At 65.3% G+C, this 18,505-nt stretch carries 16 protein-coding genes; 10 read left to right on the top strand and 6 right to left on the bottom strand.

Annotated elements, in window-relative coordinates; translation table 11 throughout:
* Window positions 1–78: 78 nt before the first annotated feature.
* From L7H23_RS16485 to L7H23_RS16475, 3 genes are all read left to right on the top strand, one after another.
* The gene (locus L7H23_RS16485; protein WP_237836952.1) at window positions 79–750 is read left to right on the top strand and encodes a hypothetical protein; all 672 of its coding nucleotides are present in this window, start codon (window positions 79–81) and stop codon (window positions 748–750) included.
* Window positions 751–842: 92 nt separating this feature from the next.
* Window positions 843–1,688: a MoxR family ATPase gene (locus tag L7H23_RS16480; protein ID WP_237836951.1), complete on the top strand. Its 846-nt coding sequence runs from the start codon at window positions 843–845 to the stop codon at window positions 1,686–1,688.
* The gene (locus tag L7H23_RS16475) at window positions 1,688–2,113 is read left to right on the top strand and encodes a GFA family protein (RefSeq protein WP_237836950.1); all 426 of its coding nucleotides are present in this window, start codon (window positions 1,688–1,690) and stop codon (window positions 2,111–2,113) included. Before L7H23_RS16480 ends, L7H23_RS16475 begins: the two co-directional genes overlap by 1 nt.
* Here L7H23_RS16475 and L7H23_RS16470 read toward each other — a convergent pair.
* Window positions 2,104–3,501 carry a methyl-accepting chemotaxis protein gene (locus L7H23_RS16470; RefSeq protein WP_237836949.1) on the bottom strand — a complete coding sequence of 466 codons (1,398 nt, stop codon included), beginning with the start codon at window positions 3,499–3,501 and terminating at the stop codon, window positions 2,104–2,106. The two genes, L7H23_RS16475 and L7H23_RS16470, sit on opposite strands and share 10 nt — an antisense overlap.
* A gap of 128 nt (window positions 3,502–3,629) precedes the next feature.
* Between L7H23_RS16470 and L7H23_RS16465 the strand changes: the two genes are divergently transcribed.
* Genes L7H23_RS16465 through L7H23_RS16455 form a run of 3 tightly spaced genes read left to right on the top strand, consistent with a single transcriptional unit; the run spans window position 3,630 to window position 6,499 of the window.
* Window positions 3,630–4,808: a VWA domain-containing protein gene (locus L7H23_RS16465; RefSeq protein ID WP_237836948.1), complete on the top strand. Its 1,179-nt coding sequence runs from the start codon at window positions 3,630–3,632 to the stop codon at window positions 4,806–4,808.
* Window positions 4,809–4,839: 31 nt separating this feature from the next.
* A complete protein-coding gene (locus L7H23_RS16460) occupies window positions 4,840–5,646 on the top strand; it encodes a lipid II flippase Amj family protein (protein ID WP_237836947.1) in 807 nt (268 codons plus the stop codon).
* Window positions 5,639–6,499, top strand: a complete 861-nt coding sequence (locus L7H23_RS16455; protein ID WP_237836946.1) for a DUF817 domain-containing protein — start codon at window positions 5,639–5,641, stop codon at window positions 6,497–6,499. Before L7H23_RS16460 ends, L7H23_RS16455 begins: the two co-directional genes overlap by 8 nt.
* Here L7H23_RS16455 and L7H23_RS16450 read toward each other — a convergent pair.
* The 3 genes from L7H23_RS16450 to L7H23_RS16440 are packed head-to-tail and all read right to left on the bottom strand — an operon-like array spanning window position 6,484 to window position 9,492.
* Window positions 6,484–7,728: a Xaa-Pro peptidase family protein gene (locus L7H23_RS16450; RefSeq protein WP_237839285.1), complete on the bottom strand. Its 1,245-nt coding sequence runs from the start codon at window positions 7,726–7,728 to the stop codon at window positions 6,484–6,486. The genes L7H23_RS16455 and L7H23_RS16450 overlap by 16 nt on opposite strands.
* Before the next feature lie 13 nt (window positions 7,729–7,741).
* Entirely contained in the window at window positions 7,742–8,947 is a 1,206-nt protein-coding gene (locus L7H23_RS16445) for a DUF1343 domain-containing protein (RefSeq protein ID WP_237836945.1), read from the bottom strand.
* A complete protein-coding gene (locus L7H23_RS16440; RefSeq protein WP_237836944.1) occupies window positions 8,944–9,492 on the bottom strand; it encodes a DOMON-like domain-containing protein in 549 nt (182 codons plus the stop codon). The genes L7H23_RS16445 and L7H23_RS16440 overlap by 4 nt, the downstream gene beginning before the upstream one ends.
* A gap of 41 nt (window positions 9,493–9,533) precedes the next feature.
* Here L7H23_RS16440 and tyrS point away from each other — a divergent pair, with 41 nt between their 5' ends.
* Window positions 9,534–10,760, top strand: a complete 1,227-nt coding sequence (gene tyrS / locus L7H23_RS16435) for a tyrosine--tRNA ligase (RefSeq protein WP_237836943.1) — start codon at window positions 9,534–9,536, stop codon at window positions 10,758–10,760.
* A 48-nt stretch (window positions 10,761–10,808) separates the two neighbouring features.
* Window positions 10,809–11,177 (top strand): PilZ domain-containing protein, encoded by a 369-nt coding sequence (locus L7H23_RS16430; protein WP_237836942.1) that lies wholly within the window; start codon window positions 10,809–10,811, stop codon window positions 11,175–11,177.
* Between the two features lie 147 nt (window positions 11,178–11,324).
* Here the strand turns inward: L7H23_RS16430 and recG are convergent, their stop codons facing one another.
* Window positions 11,325–13,391, bottom strand: a complete 2,067-nt coding sequence (gene recG / locus L7H23_RS16425) for an ATP-dependent DNA helicase RecG (protein ID WP_237836941.1) — start codon at window positions 13,389–13,391, stop codon at window positions 11,325–11,327.
* A gap of 159 nt (window positions 13,392–13,550) precedes the next feature.
* Between recG and L7H23_RS16420 the strand changes: the two genes are divergently transcribed.
* Together L7H23_RS16420 and mfd are read left to right on the top strand one after the other, a co-directional pair.
* Window positions 13,551–13,811: a succinate dehydrogenase assembly factor 2 gene (locus L7H23_RS16420; protein WP_237836940.1), complete on the top strand. Its 261-nt coding sequence runs from the start codon at window positions 13,551–13,553 to the stop codon at window positions 13,809–13,811.
* On the top strand, window positions 13,808–17,302 hold the full coding sequence (gene mfd / locus L7H23_RS16415; RefSeq protein WP_237836939.1) for a transcription-repair coupling factor: 3,495 nt from the start codon (window positions 13,808–13,810) through the stop codon (window positions 17,300–17,302). The genes L7H23_RS16420 and mfd overlap by 4 nt, the downstream gene beginning before the upstream one ends.
* Here the strand turns inward: mfd and L7H23_RS16410 are convergent.
* A complete protein-coding gene (locus L7H23_RS16410; RefSeq protein WP_237836938.1) occupies window positions 17,299–18,498 on the bottom strand; it encodes a GGDEF domain-containing phosphodiesterase in 1,200 nt (399 codons plus the stop codon). The genes mfd and L7H23_RS16410 overlap by 4 nt on opposite strands.
* Window positions 18,499–18,505 lie beyond the last annotated feature (7 nt).

Here is an 18,505-nt window from a genome sequence, read left to right as displayed (position 1 = left end):
ACGACGTTGCTCTAAGGCTGGACGCTCGAAATCACGGGTGGGGCGCATCGGCGTGCCGCCACAGGCAAGGATGATGCGTTGAGCCAGTCGACCCAGCCCCAGCCGCAATCACGCGGCGTCGCCGAACTGCTCGATACTCTCGTCGCCAGCGAAGGCACGGGTGCGCATCCGCACGTCAAGTCCGGCGCATTGTCGAGCGACCCGCAAGCGATGCGCAACCTTGCCGACGCCGTCCATTTCCTCGGCCTCCTCCACGGCCGCTATCCGGGTGTCATCGACAGCGCCGCGCGCAAGGCGGTCGACCCCGTCTCGCGCCGGTGGATGGACGAAGCCGCGCAGGCCTTTGCACAGGAGCGCGCCTTCCTCACCAAGATCGCCTCGGCAGTCGGCCCCGTCCCGAGCACGCAGGGTCAGGCGCAGTGCGAGGCCGCAGTCGCGGCGCAACGCAAGGCGCTCGACATGCTCGCCGAATCCGATCGCCACGGCTGCGCGGTCGGCGCGGCAATCGCCCTGACCCTCGACTGGCGCACGATCCGCGTCCTGCTCGACATCAGCGCGCAGCGCCTCGACATGAATGTGCCGCGCTGCACGCTACCCGACCTTCGCGATACGGCACGTCTCGCCGGCGAGGTCGCCGACGGTCCGGCCACCGAGCGCGCGATCGCATTCGGCGCGCAACAGCTGGTCGCCCAGCACAGCGGCCTTTGGGATCTCCTCGCCGCCCGCGCCGCGAGCCGCGCGCACCCCTGAACGCTTCTGCCAGCCAGAGGAACGCAACTTTGCTTGCGCCCCCTGCCCCGCTGTGCCATTTCACTTGACGTTCACGTTAAGGGAAAGAGCCGATGCGTTTCGAAGGTACCAGCGCCTATATCGCCACCGACGACCTGAAGGTCGCGGTCAATGCCGCGACGATGCTCCGCCGCCCGCTGCTCGTGAAGGGCGAACCCGGCACCGGCAAGACCGTGCTGGCCGAGGAAATCGCAAAGGCGTTCGACGCGCCGCTGATCACCTGGAACATCAAGTCGACCACCAAGGCGCAGCAGGGCCTGTACGAATATGACGCAGTCGCGCGCCTCCGCGACGGCCAGCTCGGCGAAGAGCGCGTCCACGACATCCGCAACTATATCCGCAAGGGAAAGCTGTGGGAGGCCTTCACCAGCCCCAAGCTTCCCGTCCTGCTGATCGACGAAATCGACAAGGCCGACATCGAATTCCCGAACGACCTTCTCCAGGAACTCGATCGCATGGCTTTCCATGTGTACGAGACCGACGAGACGATCAGCGCCAAGGAACGCCCGATCGTCGTCATCACCTCGAACAACGAGAAGGAACTGCCCGACGCCTTTCTGCGCCGCTGCTTTTTCCACTACATCAAATTCCCCGACCGCGACACGATGGCGAACATCGTCGATGTCCATTTCCCGGGCATCCAGAAAACGCTGGTCAGCCGCGCGATGGACATCTTCTACGACGTGCGCGATGTCCCCGGCCTCAAGAAAAAGCCCTCGACCAGCGAGCTCATCGACTGGCTGAAACTCCTCCTTGCGGAGGATATGCCGCTCGAAGTCCTGCAGAACCGCGACGTCGGCAAGGCAATCCCGCCGCTCCACGGCGCGCTGCTCAAGAACGAGCAGGATGTGATGCTGTTCGAAAAGCTCGCCTTCATGGCGCGCCGTCAGGGCAGCTGATGGGCTATACCGGCCGCTGTTCGTGCGGCGCGGTCGAGTTGCGCATCGATGCCGAGCCCATCGCGGTGCGCCAGTGCTGGTGTCGCCGCTGCCAGAAGATCGCGGCGGGCGGCCCCACGAACAATGCGATTTTCCGGACTGCCGATATCATCATCGACGGCCCGACCGCGTCGCATGACTATGTCGCCGACAGCGGAAACACGCTGACGCGCACCCACTGTCCCGCCTGCGGCACCCCGATCCTGGGAGGGTCTTCGGCCCGGCCGCAGATGCGCGTCGTTCGCCTCGGCGTGCTGGATCAGGGGCATGAGCTCAAACCAACGATGGCAATCTGGACAAGCGAAGCGCCCGGCTGGGCGGTTCTCGACCCGGCAATCGAGCAGTTCCCGGCGCAGCCCCCGGCTCCGCCGGCGCCTCAGAGCTGATAGGCAACCTCGACGTCGCCCCAGCGGCGGCCGTTGATCACCGCGGGCATATAGACGTTGCGTACGGTCAGGTAATTGATCCCGTCACCTTCCTGCCGGTAAACGGTCATGAAGAAGGGCGCGGTGCTGCGCTTCGCCGCTGCGTCGGTTTCGTCATAGAGCAAACGGCCGTTGCGGCAGTGGGCGGTATCATGCTCGAGGTCGCCGGTCGGCGCGCGCGAGCAATCGGTGATGTGCGTCGGCAGAAAGCCGTTCATGTCACCCGCCGACGACATCTTGATCTCGGGATGCTCCGCGACGATGCGGTCGAACAGCGGGCGCCAGTGGGCGTCGGCCCAGTCGCAGAGCGTCGTGCGAAAGCGTTCGGGGTTCGAGTTCGGAACCCGGACATAATTGGTATCGAACAGCTGGTCCATCGACAGCTCGCCCCGCGCCACCGCGCGTTCGGCAAGCCCGACAAATTCGTCGCGGACCTTGGCAGCCAGTGCAACGACTGCCGAATCCTGCGGAGACACTCCCGCCGAGATCACGGCATTGAACATGCGGTTCGACACATGCTCCATCGACAGGATAGAATCGCGCGTCCCGTCGAGGGTCGCGCTGTTGTCGCGCACCGAGGTGACGACGCGGTCCATCGCCTCGCGCACCTTGGCGCCATTGGCATGCACCATGGCCGAGCTTTGCGCGATCCGGTCGCTCTGGTCGTCGAGCAGCGCGACAAGGTGCGTCGCGTCGTGCAGCGCATCGGTGATCGTCTCGAACTGCGCCTCGGCACGGCTCGACTGTTCGACGCCCGACTGGATTTCGGCGACAAGCCCCGATGCCTCGGTCGCGAGGCTGCCGATGCTGCGACGAATTTCGTCGGTCGCGCCGCGCGTGTTCTGGGCCAGCTTCTTCACTTCGGCGGCAACAACCGCGAAGGTACGGCCGGCGTCGCCGGCGCGCTCGGCCTCGATCGCGGCGTTCAGAGCCAGCATGTTCGTGGTCTTGGCGATCGACTCGATCGACTGGCTGACCTGCTGCACCTGCTCCATCACCGCGGCGAAATTGGTGACGTGCGTGCCGAGCCGTGCGACCAGGTCGATCACCGAGCGGAATTCGCTGACCGCGGCGTTGACCCGCTCGGCTCCGGTGTCGAGTTGCTCGCACGCGCGCGCCGACAGCAGTTTCGCTTCATCGGTCGAATCGGCGATCTGGCGCTGATCGTTTTCCAAACTGACGACGAACTCTTCGAGCCTCCCGAGCTCCGAAATCTGACGATCCATCTGGTCGGTCGCGCGCTTGATGCGCCCCGCTGCATCGCTGCAGCCGACGGCAAGCTCGCCGCAGTCGCTGGCTACCGACTGGTCGAGAATCTGCGCCGCCGGATTGATCGGATCGAATTTCATCAGGCTACCCACCCCAAATTGATCGCAAAGCTATGACGGGCAATGGTTAACGCGGCGTCAACTCGGGGACCGCTTTACGTTCACGTAAAGTGATTGCGCGCGCGCCGCCAAAGCGGTACGCCTGCCCCATGCTTCTGGGCTTTCTCGACGAACTTCGGGCCGCGGGCATTCCCGCCAGCCTGAAAGAGCATCTGCTGTTGCTGGAGGCGCTCGACCGCGAAGTCATCGACCGCAGCCCCGAGCAATTCTATTATCTCAGCCGATCGATCTATGTGAAGGACGAGGGCCTGCTCGACCGCTTCGACCAGGTCTTCAACAAGGTCTTCAAGGGCCTGCTCACCGATTATGGCCAGAACCCCGTCGACATTCCCGAGGAATGGCTGAAAGCCGTGGCCGAGAAATATCTCACGGCCGAGGAGATGGAGGCGATCAAGTCGCTCGGCGACTGGGACGAGATCATGGAGACGCTGAAAAAGCGGCTCGAGGAACAGCAAAAGCGCCACCAGGGCGGCAACAAGTGGATCGGCACCGGCGGCACGTCGCCTTATGGCAATTCGGGCTATAACCCCGAGGGCGTCCGCATCGGCGGCGAGAGCAAGCACAAGCGCTCGCTGAAAGTCTGGGAAAAGCGCGAGTTCCAGAATCTCGACAACACCAAGGAACTCGGGACCCGCAACATCAAGATCGCGCTCCGCCGCCTGCGCAAGTTCGCGCGCGAGGGCGCGGCCGACGAGCTCGACATTCCGGGCACGATCGACGGCACGGCACGGCAAGGCTGGCTCGACATCCGGATGCGTCCCGAGCGGCGCAATGCGGTGAAGCTGTTGCTGTTCCTCGACGTCGGCGGCTCGATGGACCCCTTCGTCAAGCTCTGCGAGGAACTGTTCAGCGCCGCGACGACCGAGTTCAAGAATCTCGAATTCTTCTATTTCCACAACTGCCCGTACGAAGGCGTTTGGAAGGACAATAAGCGCCGCTGGTCGGAACGGCACCAGATGTGGGATATCCTCCACAAATATGGCCATGACTATAAGCTGATCTTCGTCGGCGACGCGTCGATGAGCGCCTATGAAATCACCCATCCGGGCGGCAGCGTCGAGCATTTCAACGAAGAGTCGGGCGCGGTCTGGATCCAGCGCATGACGCACGTCTATCCGGCTGCGGTGTGGCTGAACCCGGTGCCCGAGGCGCATTGGGGCTACACACAGTCGGTGAAGCTGATCAAACAGTTGATGAATGACCGCATGTACCCGCTGTCTCTCGCGGGACTCGATGATGCAATGCGCGAGCTGACGCGAAAGCATTGACGCCACGTACGCGGGGTGTAGGGGCGCGAAGATGATCGACCTCCCCCTCGTTACCATCCTGCTGCTCACGGGCTTCATCAACCTGATCGGTGCGCTCGCCTATGCCGCGCGCATCGCTGGTGTCCGGACGCGGCGCATTGCGATGTCCTTCGCGCTGTTCAACATCCTCGTGCTCTTCTCGCGCACATCGAACAGCTTCCTCGGTCCCTTCCTCGCCAAGCGGATCGAGACGCGCATCCACGACGGCAGCGGCGGCCAGCTGTTCTTCGACATGCAGATGGTGCTTGCGGCGGCGAGCGTCGCGACTTTGGTCGGCATCCTGCTCGTACCGACGGGTCAGCGGATGTTCGCGGCCGCGATCGGCTGGTACCAGAACAACCGTTCGACGACGAAACTCGCGGTCAAGGCGATGAGCCCGAGCGGGCTGCGCACGCTGCGCCAGTCGTTGACCCTCCCCAGCCTGTCGCATCTGAAGGCCTGGAAGATGCCGAAAGGGATCGGCTGGGGCGTGCTGATTGCCAACTGTCTTGCCCAATCGCTGATCGCGGTCGGGGTCGTCGCGTCGCTCTACGCCGGCTACCTCGCTCCCGAATTCCGCGTCACCGCATCGCAACTCTCGGCCCTCATCAACGGCTTCGCGACGATTTTGCTGTTTGCCTTCATCGACCCGCAGCTGTCGGTGATGACCGACGATGCGGTCGAGGGCAAAGTCGACGAGAGCGATTTCCGCCGCGCGATCACCTTCATTTCGCTGAGCCGCCTTGCGGGGACGGTCCTCGCGCAAGCGCTGCTGCTGCCCGCCGCGAACTTGATCGCCTACGTCTCCGTGCATGTCTGAACCGGCGCGCAGCCACAGCCGCTTCCATGCGGTCCGCGCGCGCCTCGAGGCGATGGCGGTCGAGCCCGGGCCGCGTGGCTCGTTCCTCGAATTCCTCGCCTTCGGATTCAAGCAGGGATGGGCGTGCCTGTTCGGCGGGCTGATGCTCGCGCTGCTGCTCGGCACGCATCTCTTCTGGCCCGACGACGCCCCGCTGCATCGCTATGACGCTATCACGATCGGCGCGGTGCTGATCCAGCTCGGCATGCTCGCCTTCCGGCTGGAGACGCCGAAGGAAGCGATCGTCATCCTGATCTTCCATATCGTCGGCACGATCATGGAGCTGTTCAAGACCGCGGCGGGCTCGTGGCAATATCCCGAAGCGAGCCTGCTCCACATCGGCGCGGTGCCGCTCTTCTCGGGCTTCATGTACGCCGCGGTCGGCAGCTATATCGCGCGGGTCTGGCGCATCTTCGATTTCCGCTACACCGGCTATCCGCCGGTCTGGACGAGCTATCTTCTCGCTGCCGCGATCTACGTCAATTTCTTCGCGCACCACTGGATCTATGACATCCGCTGGTTCCTGTTCGCCGCGACCGCGCTGCTCTTCTGGCGCTGTCAGGTCTGGTTCCGCCCGCTCCACACGCACCGCCGCATGCCTTTGCTCGTCGGCTGGGGCCTTGTCGCGCTCTTCATCTGGTTCGCCGAAAATATCGGCACCTTCGCGCGCGCATGGACCTATCCCAGCCAGAACGACGGCTGGCACATGGTCGGGTTGGAGAAACTCGGCAGCTGGTATCTGCTGATGATCATCAGCTTCGTGCTGGTCAGCCTCGTACAGCGACCGACAGCGCCCGATCAGGCGAAAGGCTGATCGATCGACGGCGGCGGTTCGCTGAACCATTTCGGGCCGCTGTCGGTCATGTAGAAGCAGTCCTCGAGCCGGATGCCGAATTCGCCGGGGATATAGATGCCGGGCTCGTTCGAGAAGCACATACCCGGCGCGAGCTTCGTCGTCTCTCCATGGACGAGGTTCACCGGCTCGTGCCCGTCGAGCCCGATGCCGTGCCCGGTGCGGTGCGATGTGCCCGGCAACTTGTATCCGGGACCCCAGCCAAGGCCCTGATAATAAGCGCGAACCGCATCGTCGACCGCGCCCGCCGGCGTCCCCAGCTTCGCCGCGGCGAACGCCACATCCTGCCCCTTGCGCATCTGGTCCCACACCTGCCGCTGGCGTGCGCTCGCCTTGCCATGGACGAAGGTCCGTGAAATGTCGGATTGATAGCCGTGGACCGTCGCGCCGCAGTCCATCAGCACGACTTCGCCATCCTTTACCGCCTGCGGCTTGCCGCTGCCATGCGGATAGGCGCTCGCCTCGCCGAGCAGGATCAGCTCGAACTCGCTGCGCCCGCCAAGAGCCGTCGTCGCAGCCTTCATGATCGCGCCGATATCAGCGGGCGTCATTCCCGCTTCGATCCGCGGCGCGGTGTGGCGATAGGCGGCAATGGTAATGTCGGCGGCGATCTGCATCAGCGCGATTTCGGCGGGCGACTTGTGCATGCGGCATCCGCGCACGACGGGCGCGCCATTGACGACGGTCGCGCCCGGCATCGCCTTTTCCAGCCCGTCGACCGCGAAATAGCGCACCGTTTCCTCGACGCCTATCCTGCCCTTTGTCAGCCCGCGCTTGCCGAGCCACGCCGCCACCGCCGCGAGCGGGTTCTCGTCCTCGTTCCACGTCAGCACCTCGGCCTCGATTCCCAGGCTCTCACGCACCGAAGGCTCCTCGAAAAAGGGCGTGACGATCGCGACCTCGCCTTCGCGCGTCAGCACCGCGGCAGTCAGCCGTTCGCTCCGCCACCACTCGACCCCGGTGAAATAGATGAGGCTCGACCCCGGCTCGATCAGCAGCGCGCCGATATCGTTCGCGCGCATCAACTCCCTCGCCTTGGCGATGCGCGCCAGGCGCTCGGCCTTGCCGATCGGTACGGCTCGGGCAGCAAGGTTCGGCAGGCCGGCGGTGTCAGCTGCAAGCGCGGAAACCGGCAAGGTTGCAACCAGACCGCCGAGCGCCGCCGTACCCAGAAATTGCCGCCGATGCATCGCCATCCCTTCCTCAGTAAATCAGCAGGTCCGCAATCTCTTCGCGCCACGCCGCTTCGTCGGGCACCGCAACCGCGTCGAGATCGCCCGCCGCAGCGCCGGCATCATCGACCCACTCGCGCAGACCCGGTCCGCCGTTGATCACGTCGATCGCGAGCACGTCGTCGGTGTACTCATATTTGAAATCCTTACCGCGCCAGACCGGATAGTCGGGATAGAGCGAGCGGATTGCCTTGAAGCCCAGCGCCTGCACGCGCCATGGCCGGAACGCCAAATGATCATACCAGCCGCCCTCGGCGTGGATATGGATGCCGTTATTGAGCTGCTTCATATGTTTGTGAAAGGTTGGCTCGAACCAGATGTCGCGCAGCTTGCAGCCGGCAAGCCATTCGGGTGCGATCCGCTTCATCTCGGCGATTACCGCTTTCGCGTCGATATCGGGCGCACCGAAGAGTTCGAGCGCGCGCGTCGTGCCGCGCCCTTCGCTCAGCGTCGCGCCCTCGACCATCACGGTCCCGGCATAGGCGCGCGCCATGTTGAGGTTCGCCGCGTTCGGGCTGGGGTTGATCCAGACGCGTTCGACGGGCCAGCCGAACCCCGGCCCTTCGGGGTCCCACCCCTCCATCCCGATCACGCGGTAGTCGACGTCGAGCCCGAAGTGGCGGATGAACCAGTGCCCCATCTCGCCCATCGTCAGCCCGTGGCGCATCACCATCGGCCCCGCGCCGACGAAGCTTTCCCAGCCGGGAAGAAGCCGCGTGCCCTCTACGGGACGTCCCGCCGGGTTCGGGCGATCGAGCACCCACACCGCCTTGCCATGCTCCGCCGCGGCTTCGAGCACGTACAAAAGCGTCGTCACATAGGTGTAGATGCGACAGCCCAGATCCTGCAGGTCGACCAGCATGACGTCGAACGTATGCATCGACTGCCCCGACGGGCGCCGCACCTCGCCATAGAGGCTGAACACCGGCATGCCATAGGTCGGATCGGTGAAGTCCGGCGACTCCATCATATTGTCCTGCAGGTCGCCGCGCACGCCGTGCTGCGGCCCGAACACCGCCGTGACGTCGATCCCCGCCGCGACCAGTGCATCGAGACTGTGCGTCAGGTCAGCGGTGACCGAGGCGGGGTGCGCGAGCAGCGCGACGCGCTTCCCTTGCAGCGGCGCGCGAAGCGCGGGGTCGGCGAGCAGGCGGTCGATACCGAAGTGGGTCGTCATGCCCGCCCGCGTGCCTCAAGCGTCAGCGCAAAGCAATCGGGATGATGGAAGTCGGGCTTGCCCGCGGGGTGCCGCAGCGCCCAATAGCTCTTCGTCCCGTCGACCTCCTCGATCACCGCCGACAGCGCGAGCTTCGATCCGGTGTCGGGAAAGATACCCGGCTCGACACGCAGGACATAACGACCGACTTCGCGCTCGCTCTCCATCAGCCAGGGCGCCAGATCGTCGGGACGCAGCAGCGAGCGATAGTCGTCGAACTGGTAACAGGCCCAGCGCCCGTCGGGGGCATAGTTGAACTCGGTATAGTCGGGTTGGCCCTCCTCGGTCAGGAACGCCTCGAAACAGGTACTCTGCCACAATCCGTCGGTGACGCTGTCGGCGATGACCAGCTCGCCCTCGCCCTGCGGCAGCACGATCGCGCCGATCTCGCCCTCGACGATGAAGCGCAATGCAAAGCCCTCCTCGAACGACAGGTCCACTTCGACCGCGATCGACCGCACCGCACGCGCCGGGGTGTCGGGGTGGCAGATCAGCTCTTTGCGCATGCTATCCAAATATCAAACCCCATGCTAAGCGCCCGCCCGCTATGACGAACTATAAATCCGACCTGCTGCGCCTGCTCGACGAGCGAGGCTATATCCATCAGACGACCGACGCGGAAGGGCTCGATGCGCTTGCCGCGAAACAGGTTGTCCCGGGATATATCGGCTTCGACGCGACCGCGCCGAGCCTGCACGTCGGCAGCCTCGTCCAGATCATGATGCTGCGTCGTCTGCAACAGACGGGGCACAAGCCCGTCGTGCTGATGGGCGGCGGGACGACGCGGATCGGCGACCCGACGGGACGCGACGAGAGCCGCAAGATGCTGTCGGACGAGACAATCGCCGCAAACATCGCCTCGATCTTCAGCATCTTCCAGCAGTATCTGACCTTCGGCGACGGTCCGACCGACGCCGTAATGGTCGACAATCAGGACTGGCTCGGCAAGCTCGGCTATATCGAACTGCTGCAGGAAGTGGGGACGCACTTCACGATCAACCGCATGATGACGTTCGATTCGGTCAAGCTGCGGCTCGACCGCGAACAGCCGATGACCTTCCTCGAATTCAACTACATGATCCTGCAGGGATACGACTTCCGCTACCTGTCGAAGGAGCGCGGTGTGCGCCTCCAGATGGGCGGATCGGACCAGTGGGGGAATATCGTCAACGGCATGGAACTTGGCCGCCGGATGGACGGCGCCGAGCTCTATGGCCTGACGACTCCGTTGCTCACGACCGCCGCGGGCACCAAAATGGGCAAAACTGCTTCGGGTGCCGTGTGGCTCAATTCGGGACAGTTGCCCCATTTCGACTATTGGCAATATTGGCGCAATTGCGACGACCGCGACGTCGGCAAATTCCTGAAGCTCTTCACCGATCTCCCGCTGGACGAAATCGCGCGCTTGGAAGCGCTCGAAGGCGCCGAGATCAACGAGGCGAAAAAGATCCTCGCGAACGAGGCGACCGCGATGTGCCGCGGTGCCGAGGCCGCGAAGATCGCTGCCGAGACCGCCACCCAAACCTTTGAAAAGGGACAGATTGGCGGCGACCTGCCACAGGTGTCGGCAAGCGCCGGCGGCATCAGCATCGTCGACGCCCTTCGCGAGCTGGGCTTTACCGCGTCGAACAAGGAAGCGCGGCGCAAGCTCGACGAGGGCGCGGTCAAGGTCGATGGCGTCGTCGTTCGCGATCCGCACCATCTGATCCAGCCAGGGACAGGCGATGTTCCGGTCAGCCTCGGGTCGAAGAAACACGGCCTCGTCACGCGCTGAACCGGGAAAAGCCCTTTACGGTTTCTTCAGCATTCGTACCAATGCTGCATGGCAAACCACAAAGGTCCGGGACGTATGCGCAAGATCGATACCAGCAAGGCCCATTATGTCGGCCTCGACCAGCGAATAGCGCCGCGTAGCGACGTCTATTGCCGCCTGCCCTTCGTGCTGCCCGACGGGCGGCAGGAAATGTGCACCTGCGTCAACATCAGCGCCGACGGTATGCTGATGCGGTACGAGCGCGGGCTCGAAATCGGCGACCTCGTCGTTTTCCGCATGCCGATCATCGGCCGCACTGCCGCAAAGGTCGTCTGGTCGCTCGGCGGCAAGACCGGTGTACAGTTCGAAAAGTCGATCGCCGCCGAGGATTATCTGCCGATGATCCGCGCCATGGGCGCGCGCGGGGACGTCAACTAAGTCAGCGCTACAACTGAAAGCTGTTTTCCCCTCTCGCTTGCGGGAGGGGCAGCGAGACTTGCGAGCCTGCTCGCTAGTCGCAGCGGGGTGGGTACCTGAAGCGGTGCAGCCCACCCCCAACCCCTCCCGCAAGCGGGAGGGGAGCTATTACCCACTCCGAAGCAGCGGCACCGCGGCGTCGCGTTCGAACAGATAGAGACAAAGGCGAACAGCTTCGCCGCGCGCTCCCTCCATGCCGCCGTCGCGCTCGACGAACAGTCGTGCGTCGTCGTGCGCCACCGGCAAGAGCCGTACCAGCTGCTCGGGCGTCGCGACGCGATAATCGGCGTCGCCCGACTGCTTCAGCCCCAGCAACTCGCCGCCGCCGCGCAGTTCCAGATCTTTCTCGGCGATCACGAAGCCGTCGTTCGTGTCGCGCATCAGGGCCAGCCGCTCGCGCGCGGTTTCCGAAAGATTCTGCGAGCGCAGCAACAGGCACACCGATTTCGCCGCACCGCGCCCGACCCGGCCGCGCAGCTGGTGGAGCTGGGCAAGCCCGAAATTCTCCGCATGTTCGATGATCATCAGACTCGCGCTGGGGACATCGACGCCGACCTCGATCACTGTGGTTGCGACAAGAACGCCGATCTCGCCCGCCTGAAAGCGCGCCATGACGTCATCCTTTTCCGGGCCCTTCATCCGCCCGTGAACCAGCCCGACGCGGGAGTCGCCCAACCGCGCGCGAAGCAGCGCCGCCCGGTTCTCGGCGGCGGCAAGTTCGCTCCCCTCGCTCTCGGCGACGAGCGGGCACACCCAATAAGCTTGCGCGCCGGTCGACAGGTGGCGATCGAGACTGTCGACGACATCGTCGAGCCGGTCGAGCGAGATCACCCGCGTGTCGACGGGCGTCCGCCCCGGCGGCATTTCGTCGATCTGCGACACGTCCATCTCGCCATGATTGGCCAATTGCAGCGTGCGCGGGATCGGGGTGGCGGTCATCACCAGCAGGTGCGGCGGACGCTGGCCTTTCGCCGTGAGCATCAATCGCTGCGCGACACCGAAACGATGCTGTTCGTCGACGACGACCAGCGAGAGATCCCTGTAGTTTACCGCCTGCTGGAAAATGGCGTGCGTTCCGACAAGGATGTCGATGCTGCCGTCGGCGAGCCCCATCAACGTGGACTCGCGAACCTTCCCCTTGTCGCGCCCGGTCAGGATCGCGAGGTTCACGGGCAGGCCGCCGAGCATCCTTTGCAGGGTCGCATAGTGCTGGCGCGCTAGGATCTCGGTCGGCGCGAGCAGCGCCGCCTGCGTCCCCGCTTCGACCGCGGTCAGCATCGCGCGCAGTGCGACGAGTGTCTTCCCCGACCCGACGTCGCCCTGCAGCATCCGCAGCATCGGCGTGTCCTGCGCCATGTCGCCCGCAATCTCGCGCCCGACGCGCTCCTGCGCTCCGGTCAGCCCGAAAGGAAGTTGCAGCGCATCGGTCAGGCGCCCGTCGCCGACGATCGCCCTGCCCTTCCGATTCCGCAGCCCTTGCCGGATCAGCATCAGCGCAACCTGGCTAGCGAAAATCTCGTCATAGGCGAGCCGGTCGCGCGCCACTTCGTCGCGCGGGCTTGCGTGCGCCCGTTCGATCGCCTCGCGCCACGCCGGCCAGCCACGGCTCGCGAGCAGCGGCGCGTCGATCCATTCGGTCAGTTCCGGCCGCCGCTCCAGCGCCACGGCGCCGAGTTGCGACAGCCGCGCGTTGGTCAGCCCCTCGGTCAGCGGATAGACCGGTTCGTGTTCGGCGATGCCCGCCTCGTCTTCGGGTTCGGCAACATGGTCGGGATGTACGATCTGGCGCATATCGCCATAGAGGTCGAGCCGGCCCGACACGCGGCGCTTCTCGCCGAGCGGGAACAGCTTGCGCGCCAGCCCCGACGTCCGCCCGAAATAGGTCAACCGCACATGATCGCCCGCACTATCGAACGCCTCGACCCCGAAGGGGGCGCGCGGGCTGCGACCCGGGCGATAATCCTGCGCGGTCAGCTCGACGATGATCGTCTGCCCCGCCTGCGCCTGATCGAGCCGGTCGACCGGAAAGCGCGAGATCAGTCCCGTCGGCAAATGGAACAGCACATCGACCACGCGCTCCAGCCCGAGCCGCGTCAGCGGCTTGGCCAGCTGCGGCCCGACCCCTTTCAGGTCGGTCAGCGCGGCAAAGAGCGGATTGAGTATATCGGGTCGCATCGCTAGGGCGTGTCTAGCCTCGTCTTTCCGTTCGTGTCGAGCGAAGTCGAGACACCCCGATGGCATAGGCCAGACCGATGGGCATCTCGACTTCGCTCGATGCGAACGGGTTGAGGAAACTTCGTCGGCACCGCGCTGAGCCGCTTAAGAAGAATCGCCATGCAAGACCGCCTCAAACGCCTGAAATTCCGCGCCTGGCACCGCGGCACGCGCGAGGCCGACTATATGATCGGCGGCTTCTTCGACCGCTACTCGGCCGAATGGGGCGAAGCCGAACTCGACTGGTACGAGGCGGTCGTCGAAGAGGATGATGTCGACATCATGGCGTGGGCACTCGGGACCGGCCATCCGCCGGCACATCTCGACAACCCGCCGCTGATCGCCGCGATGCGCCGGCTGGATTATATTCCGCTGCCATGACCCGCCCTGCCGCCGATATTTTCGCCGCCATTGCGTCGGCTCCGGCGCCGCTGACGCTCGCGCGGACGGCGGACGGCTTCCTGCCGCTACTGCTCGCCGATCTGGCGCGCGCCAGCGACAAGCGGCTCGTTTATGTCGCGACCGACGACACCGCGATGCAGGCGGTTGCCGACGCCGCGCCCTTCTTTGCCCCCGACCTGATCGTCCACCGCTTTCCGGCGTGGGACTGCCTGCCCTATGATCGCGCCGGCCCGTCGATGCGCGTCAGCGCCGACCGGCTCGCGACCCTGTCGGCGCTGCAACAAGCGCCGAAACGCGGCGAGTTGATCCTGACCACCGTCGCCGCGATCACCCAGCGCACGCTTACCCCCTTCCGCATCCGCCAGCTCGCGACCACCCTCGCGCCGGGGCAACGGATCGACCGCGACGCGCTCGCCGAGCTGCTGGTCTCGAACGGTTTCAGCCGCGTCGATACCGTCGCCGATCAGGGCGAGTTCGCGGTACGCGGCGGCATCCTCGACCTCTTCCCCGCGGGTGAGGAGACGGGCCTCCGCGTCGATTTCTTCGGCGACGAGATCGAGAGCATCCGCCGCTTCGATCCCGCCGACCAGCGCAGCCTCGGTCCGGCGAAGGCGCTGCAATTGCTCCCCGCCGCCGAAACCTTGCTCGACGAGGCGACGATCAAGCGCTTCCGCTCGAGCTACCGCGAAATCTTCGGCGCACAGGCGACCGGCGATCCGCTCTATCAGGCGGTCAGCGAAGGCAGGCGGCAGGCGGGCATGGATCACTGGCTGCCGCTGTTCGAGGAGCGGCTGGCGACGCTGTTCGATCATATCGACCCCGCGACCCCGGTGCTCCGCGGTCACCGCACCGACGCGACCGCCGAGACGCGCTTTGACGCGATTACCGACTATCACGCGAACCGCGTCGCCGCCGAACGCGAGCAGGCCGGCAGCTATCGACCGCTCGCGTCCGAAACGCTGTATCTGACCCGCAACGAATGGTCCGACGCCGAACGCGCACGCCCGATCCATATGATCTCGCCGTTCGACGTCCCGCCATCGGCGACGGTGATCGACCTCGAAACCTTCGCCGCGCGCGATTTCACGCCCGAGCGCACGGCCGATCTCAACGTCTATGACAAGGTCGCCGACCATCTCTCGGACGAGCGCCGCAAGGCGCGCAAGACGATCATCGCCAGCTATTCTGGCGGCGCGCGCGAGCGATTGTCGGGGCTGCTGCGCGACCATGGCGTCACCTCGCTCGCTCCGGCGGAAAGCTGGCAAGACGCGCTCGGCACCGCTTCGGCGGAAAGCGGCGGCGCGACCGCGATGGTCGTCCTTCCGCTCGACCATGGCTTCGCCAGCGACGCGATCAGCCTGCTCACCGAACAGGACATCCTCGGCGAAAGGCTGGTACGTCGTCAAAAGCGCCGCAAAAGCGCCGACGCCTTCCTCGCCGAGCTCGCGACGCTCAGCGTCGGCGACCTCGTCGTCCACCTCGACCACGGTATCGGCCGTTACGAAGGCCTGACATCGATCCCGGTCGGGAGCAGCCCGCACGACTGCGTGGCGCTCACTTACGCGGGCGGCGACAAGCTTTACGTCCCCGTCGAAAATCTCGACGTCCTCTCGCGCTACGGTGGCGAGAGCGACGGGGTCGCGCTCGACAAGCTCGGCGGCGAAGCCTGGCAGCGTCGCAAGGCGCGAATGAAGGAGCGAATCCGCGAGATTGCGGGCGAATTGCTCGCGACCGCGGCGCAGCGCGCGCTCCGCCCCGGCGAGGTGCTGGCACAGGACGCCGCCTACCCCGCCTTCGCCGACCGCTTTCCCTATCAGGAAACCGACGATCAGGACCGCGCGATCGGCGACGTGCTCGAAGACCTCGCCGCGGGCCGCCCGATGGACCGGCTCGTCTGCGGCGACGTCGGCTTCGGCAAGACAGAGGTCGCGCTGCGCGCCGCTTTCGTCGCGGCGATGGCGGGGGTTCAGGTCGCCGTCGTCGTGCCTACGACCCTCCTTGCGCGCCAGCATTACACGAACTTCGTCGAGCGCTTCAAAGGCTTCCCGGTCAATATCGGCCGTCTCTCACGGCTCGTGCCCCCTGGCGAAGCGCAGAGGACACGCGACGGCCTGTCGAGCGGCCAGATCGACATCGTCGTCGGCACCCACGCGGTCATCGCGAAAGCGGTCGAGTTCAAGAATCTCGGCCTCGTCATCGTTGACGAGGAACAGCGTTTCGGTGTCGTCCACAAGGAACGACTGAAGCAGCTGAAGGCCGACGTCCATGTGTTGACGCTCACCGCTACGCCTATCCCGCGCACCTTGCAGATGGCGATGTCGGGCCTCCGCGAACTCAGCGTCATCCAGACGCCGCCGGTCGATCGCCTCGCGGTGCGGACTTACGTCGCGCCTTGGGACCCCGTTGTCATTCGCGAGGCGCTGCTCCGCGAGCACGACCGCGGCGGCCAGAGCTTCTTCGTCACACCGCGGATCAAGGACCTCCCCGACATCGAGGAATTCCTGCGCAATCGCGTGCCCGAAATCAAATATGTCGTCGCACACGGCCAGATGGCACCGGGCGAGGTCGAGGAGCGGATGAGCGCCTTCTATGACCGCAAATATGACGTGCTCGTCTCGACGACGATCGTCGAAAGCGGTCTCGACATCCCGAGCGCGAATACGCTGATCGTCCACCGCGCCGACCGTTTCGGTCTCGCGCAGCTCTATCAGCTCCGCGGCCGCGTCGGACGTTCGAAGACGCGCGCCTATGCTTACCTCACGACGCCCGAGGGCGGGGCGATCACCGATACCGCCGAAAAGCGGCTGAAACTGCTCGGCGACCTCGACACGCTCGGCGCAGGCTTCCAGCTTGCGAGCCACGACCTCGACATCCGCGGCGCGGGCAATCTCGTCGGCGACGAGCAATCGGGGCACATCCGCGAGGTCGGTTTCGAACTTTACCAATCGATGCTGGAGGAGGCGATCCTCGTCGCCAAGGCCGAGGGCATGGGCGCCGCGCCGCCGCGCGAAGCCTTGTCGCCGATCATCACCGTCGACGCACCGATCCTGATCCCCGAGGATTATGTCCCCGATCTGCCGCTGCGCATGGCGCTCTATCGCCGCCTGAACGACGCCGGCGACCGTCCGGCGCTAGATGCTTTCGCCGCCGAAATGATCGACCGTTTCGGTCCGCTCCCGCCCGAGACCGCGAACCTGATCCAGCTGATGGAAATCAAGGCGAACGCGAAGGCGGCGGGCATCGCCAAGCTCGATGTCGGCACCAAGGGCGCGCTCGTCAGCTTCCACGGCGACCAGTTTGCCAACGTCCCCGGGCTGATCGCCTATGTCGAGCGACTGAAAGGCCGCGCACGTATCCGCCCCGACAACAAGCTGTCGATCAGCGGCGACTGGGTGAGCACGGGCGCCCGCCTGAACGGCGCGCTGCAGCTCTCGAAGGGATTGGGGAAACTCGCGAAGCAGGCTGCCTAGGCGGTCAACAGGTCCGGAAGCTGGTCGCCGGGCACCGGTCCCGATTTCAGGAAGCCCTGCCAGGTCGCCACGCCAAGCTCCTTCAGCCGGTCGAGCTGCTGCTCCTTCTCGATCCCCTCGGCCACGACCAGAAGGCCGAGCGCCCGCGCGAGATCGACGATCGCGCGCACGACGATCCGGTCGCGGTCGCTGCCGTCGAGGCTCCGCGTGAAACCGCTGTCGATCTTGAGATAGTCGATCGGCAGCCGCGCGAGCAGCGACAGGCTGGAATAGCCCGTCCCGAAGTCGTCGATCGCGATCGCGCAACCGAGCGCGCGCAATTGCGCCAGCTGCGCCGCCGCGCTCGCGGGATCGCTGAGCATCGCCTGCTCGGTCAGCTCCAGCGTGATCCGGTCAGGATCGACTCCGGCCCATTTCGCCATCATTGCGAAACGATCAGCGAAATCCGGATCGCCAAGATCGGCGGCGGTGATGTTGAGCGAAACGCGCAGCTTGCCGAGCGCCTTCGGCCATTTCGCCATTTCGGCGAGCGCGACGCGGTGTGCATGCTCGGTCAGTTCGCGCTCGAGGCGCGCCGCGCGCGCGGCGGTGACCAGCGGCCCCGCGCCGAGCAGGCCCAGTTCGGGATGCTGCCAGCGCAGCAGCGCCTCCACACCGGTCATTTCGCCCGTCGCAACATCATATTGCGGCTGATAGAAGACGACGACCTCGTCGTGCGAGAGCGCCGCGTTGACCATGGCACCATCGCGGGCCGATGCCGGACGGCCAAGCTGGTCGCTCGCAATGCGAAGCTGAGCGGCAATATCCTCGTCGCGCGTGATCAGCGACGCCGCGATCCGGATCGCGAGCCGGCCATTGGGGTCGCCGACCATCGGCTCGGCAAGCGCCACATGCAGCGCACGTTCCTGTACCCGCAGCGCCCCGAGCGACAATGACGTCGCCGGCACGATGACGAAGCGCGGTCCGCCGATCCGCTCGACCACTGAGCCTTGCCCGAACTCGTCGCCCGCGAAACCTTCGAGCCGTCGCGCCACCTCTTCGAGCAACGCATCACCCGTTTCGGTCCCCGCGCTCGTGTTGATGCGCGCGAGCTGGTCGACCTGCACGAGGATCACGCCGATATCCGCGCCGGCCTGTTCTTGTAGCAATTCAATCTGCCGGACGCTTGCCGCATCCGAGTCAATCATCCGATTCATGAGCGCC

The organism is Sphingopyxis sp. BSN-002, assembly GCF_022024275.1.
Lineage (GTDB): Bacteria > Pseudomonadota > Alphaproteobacteria > Sphingomonadales > Sphingomonadaceae > Sphingopyxis.
This window is presented reverse-complemented; position numbering and strand designations above follow the sequence as displayed.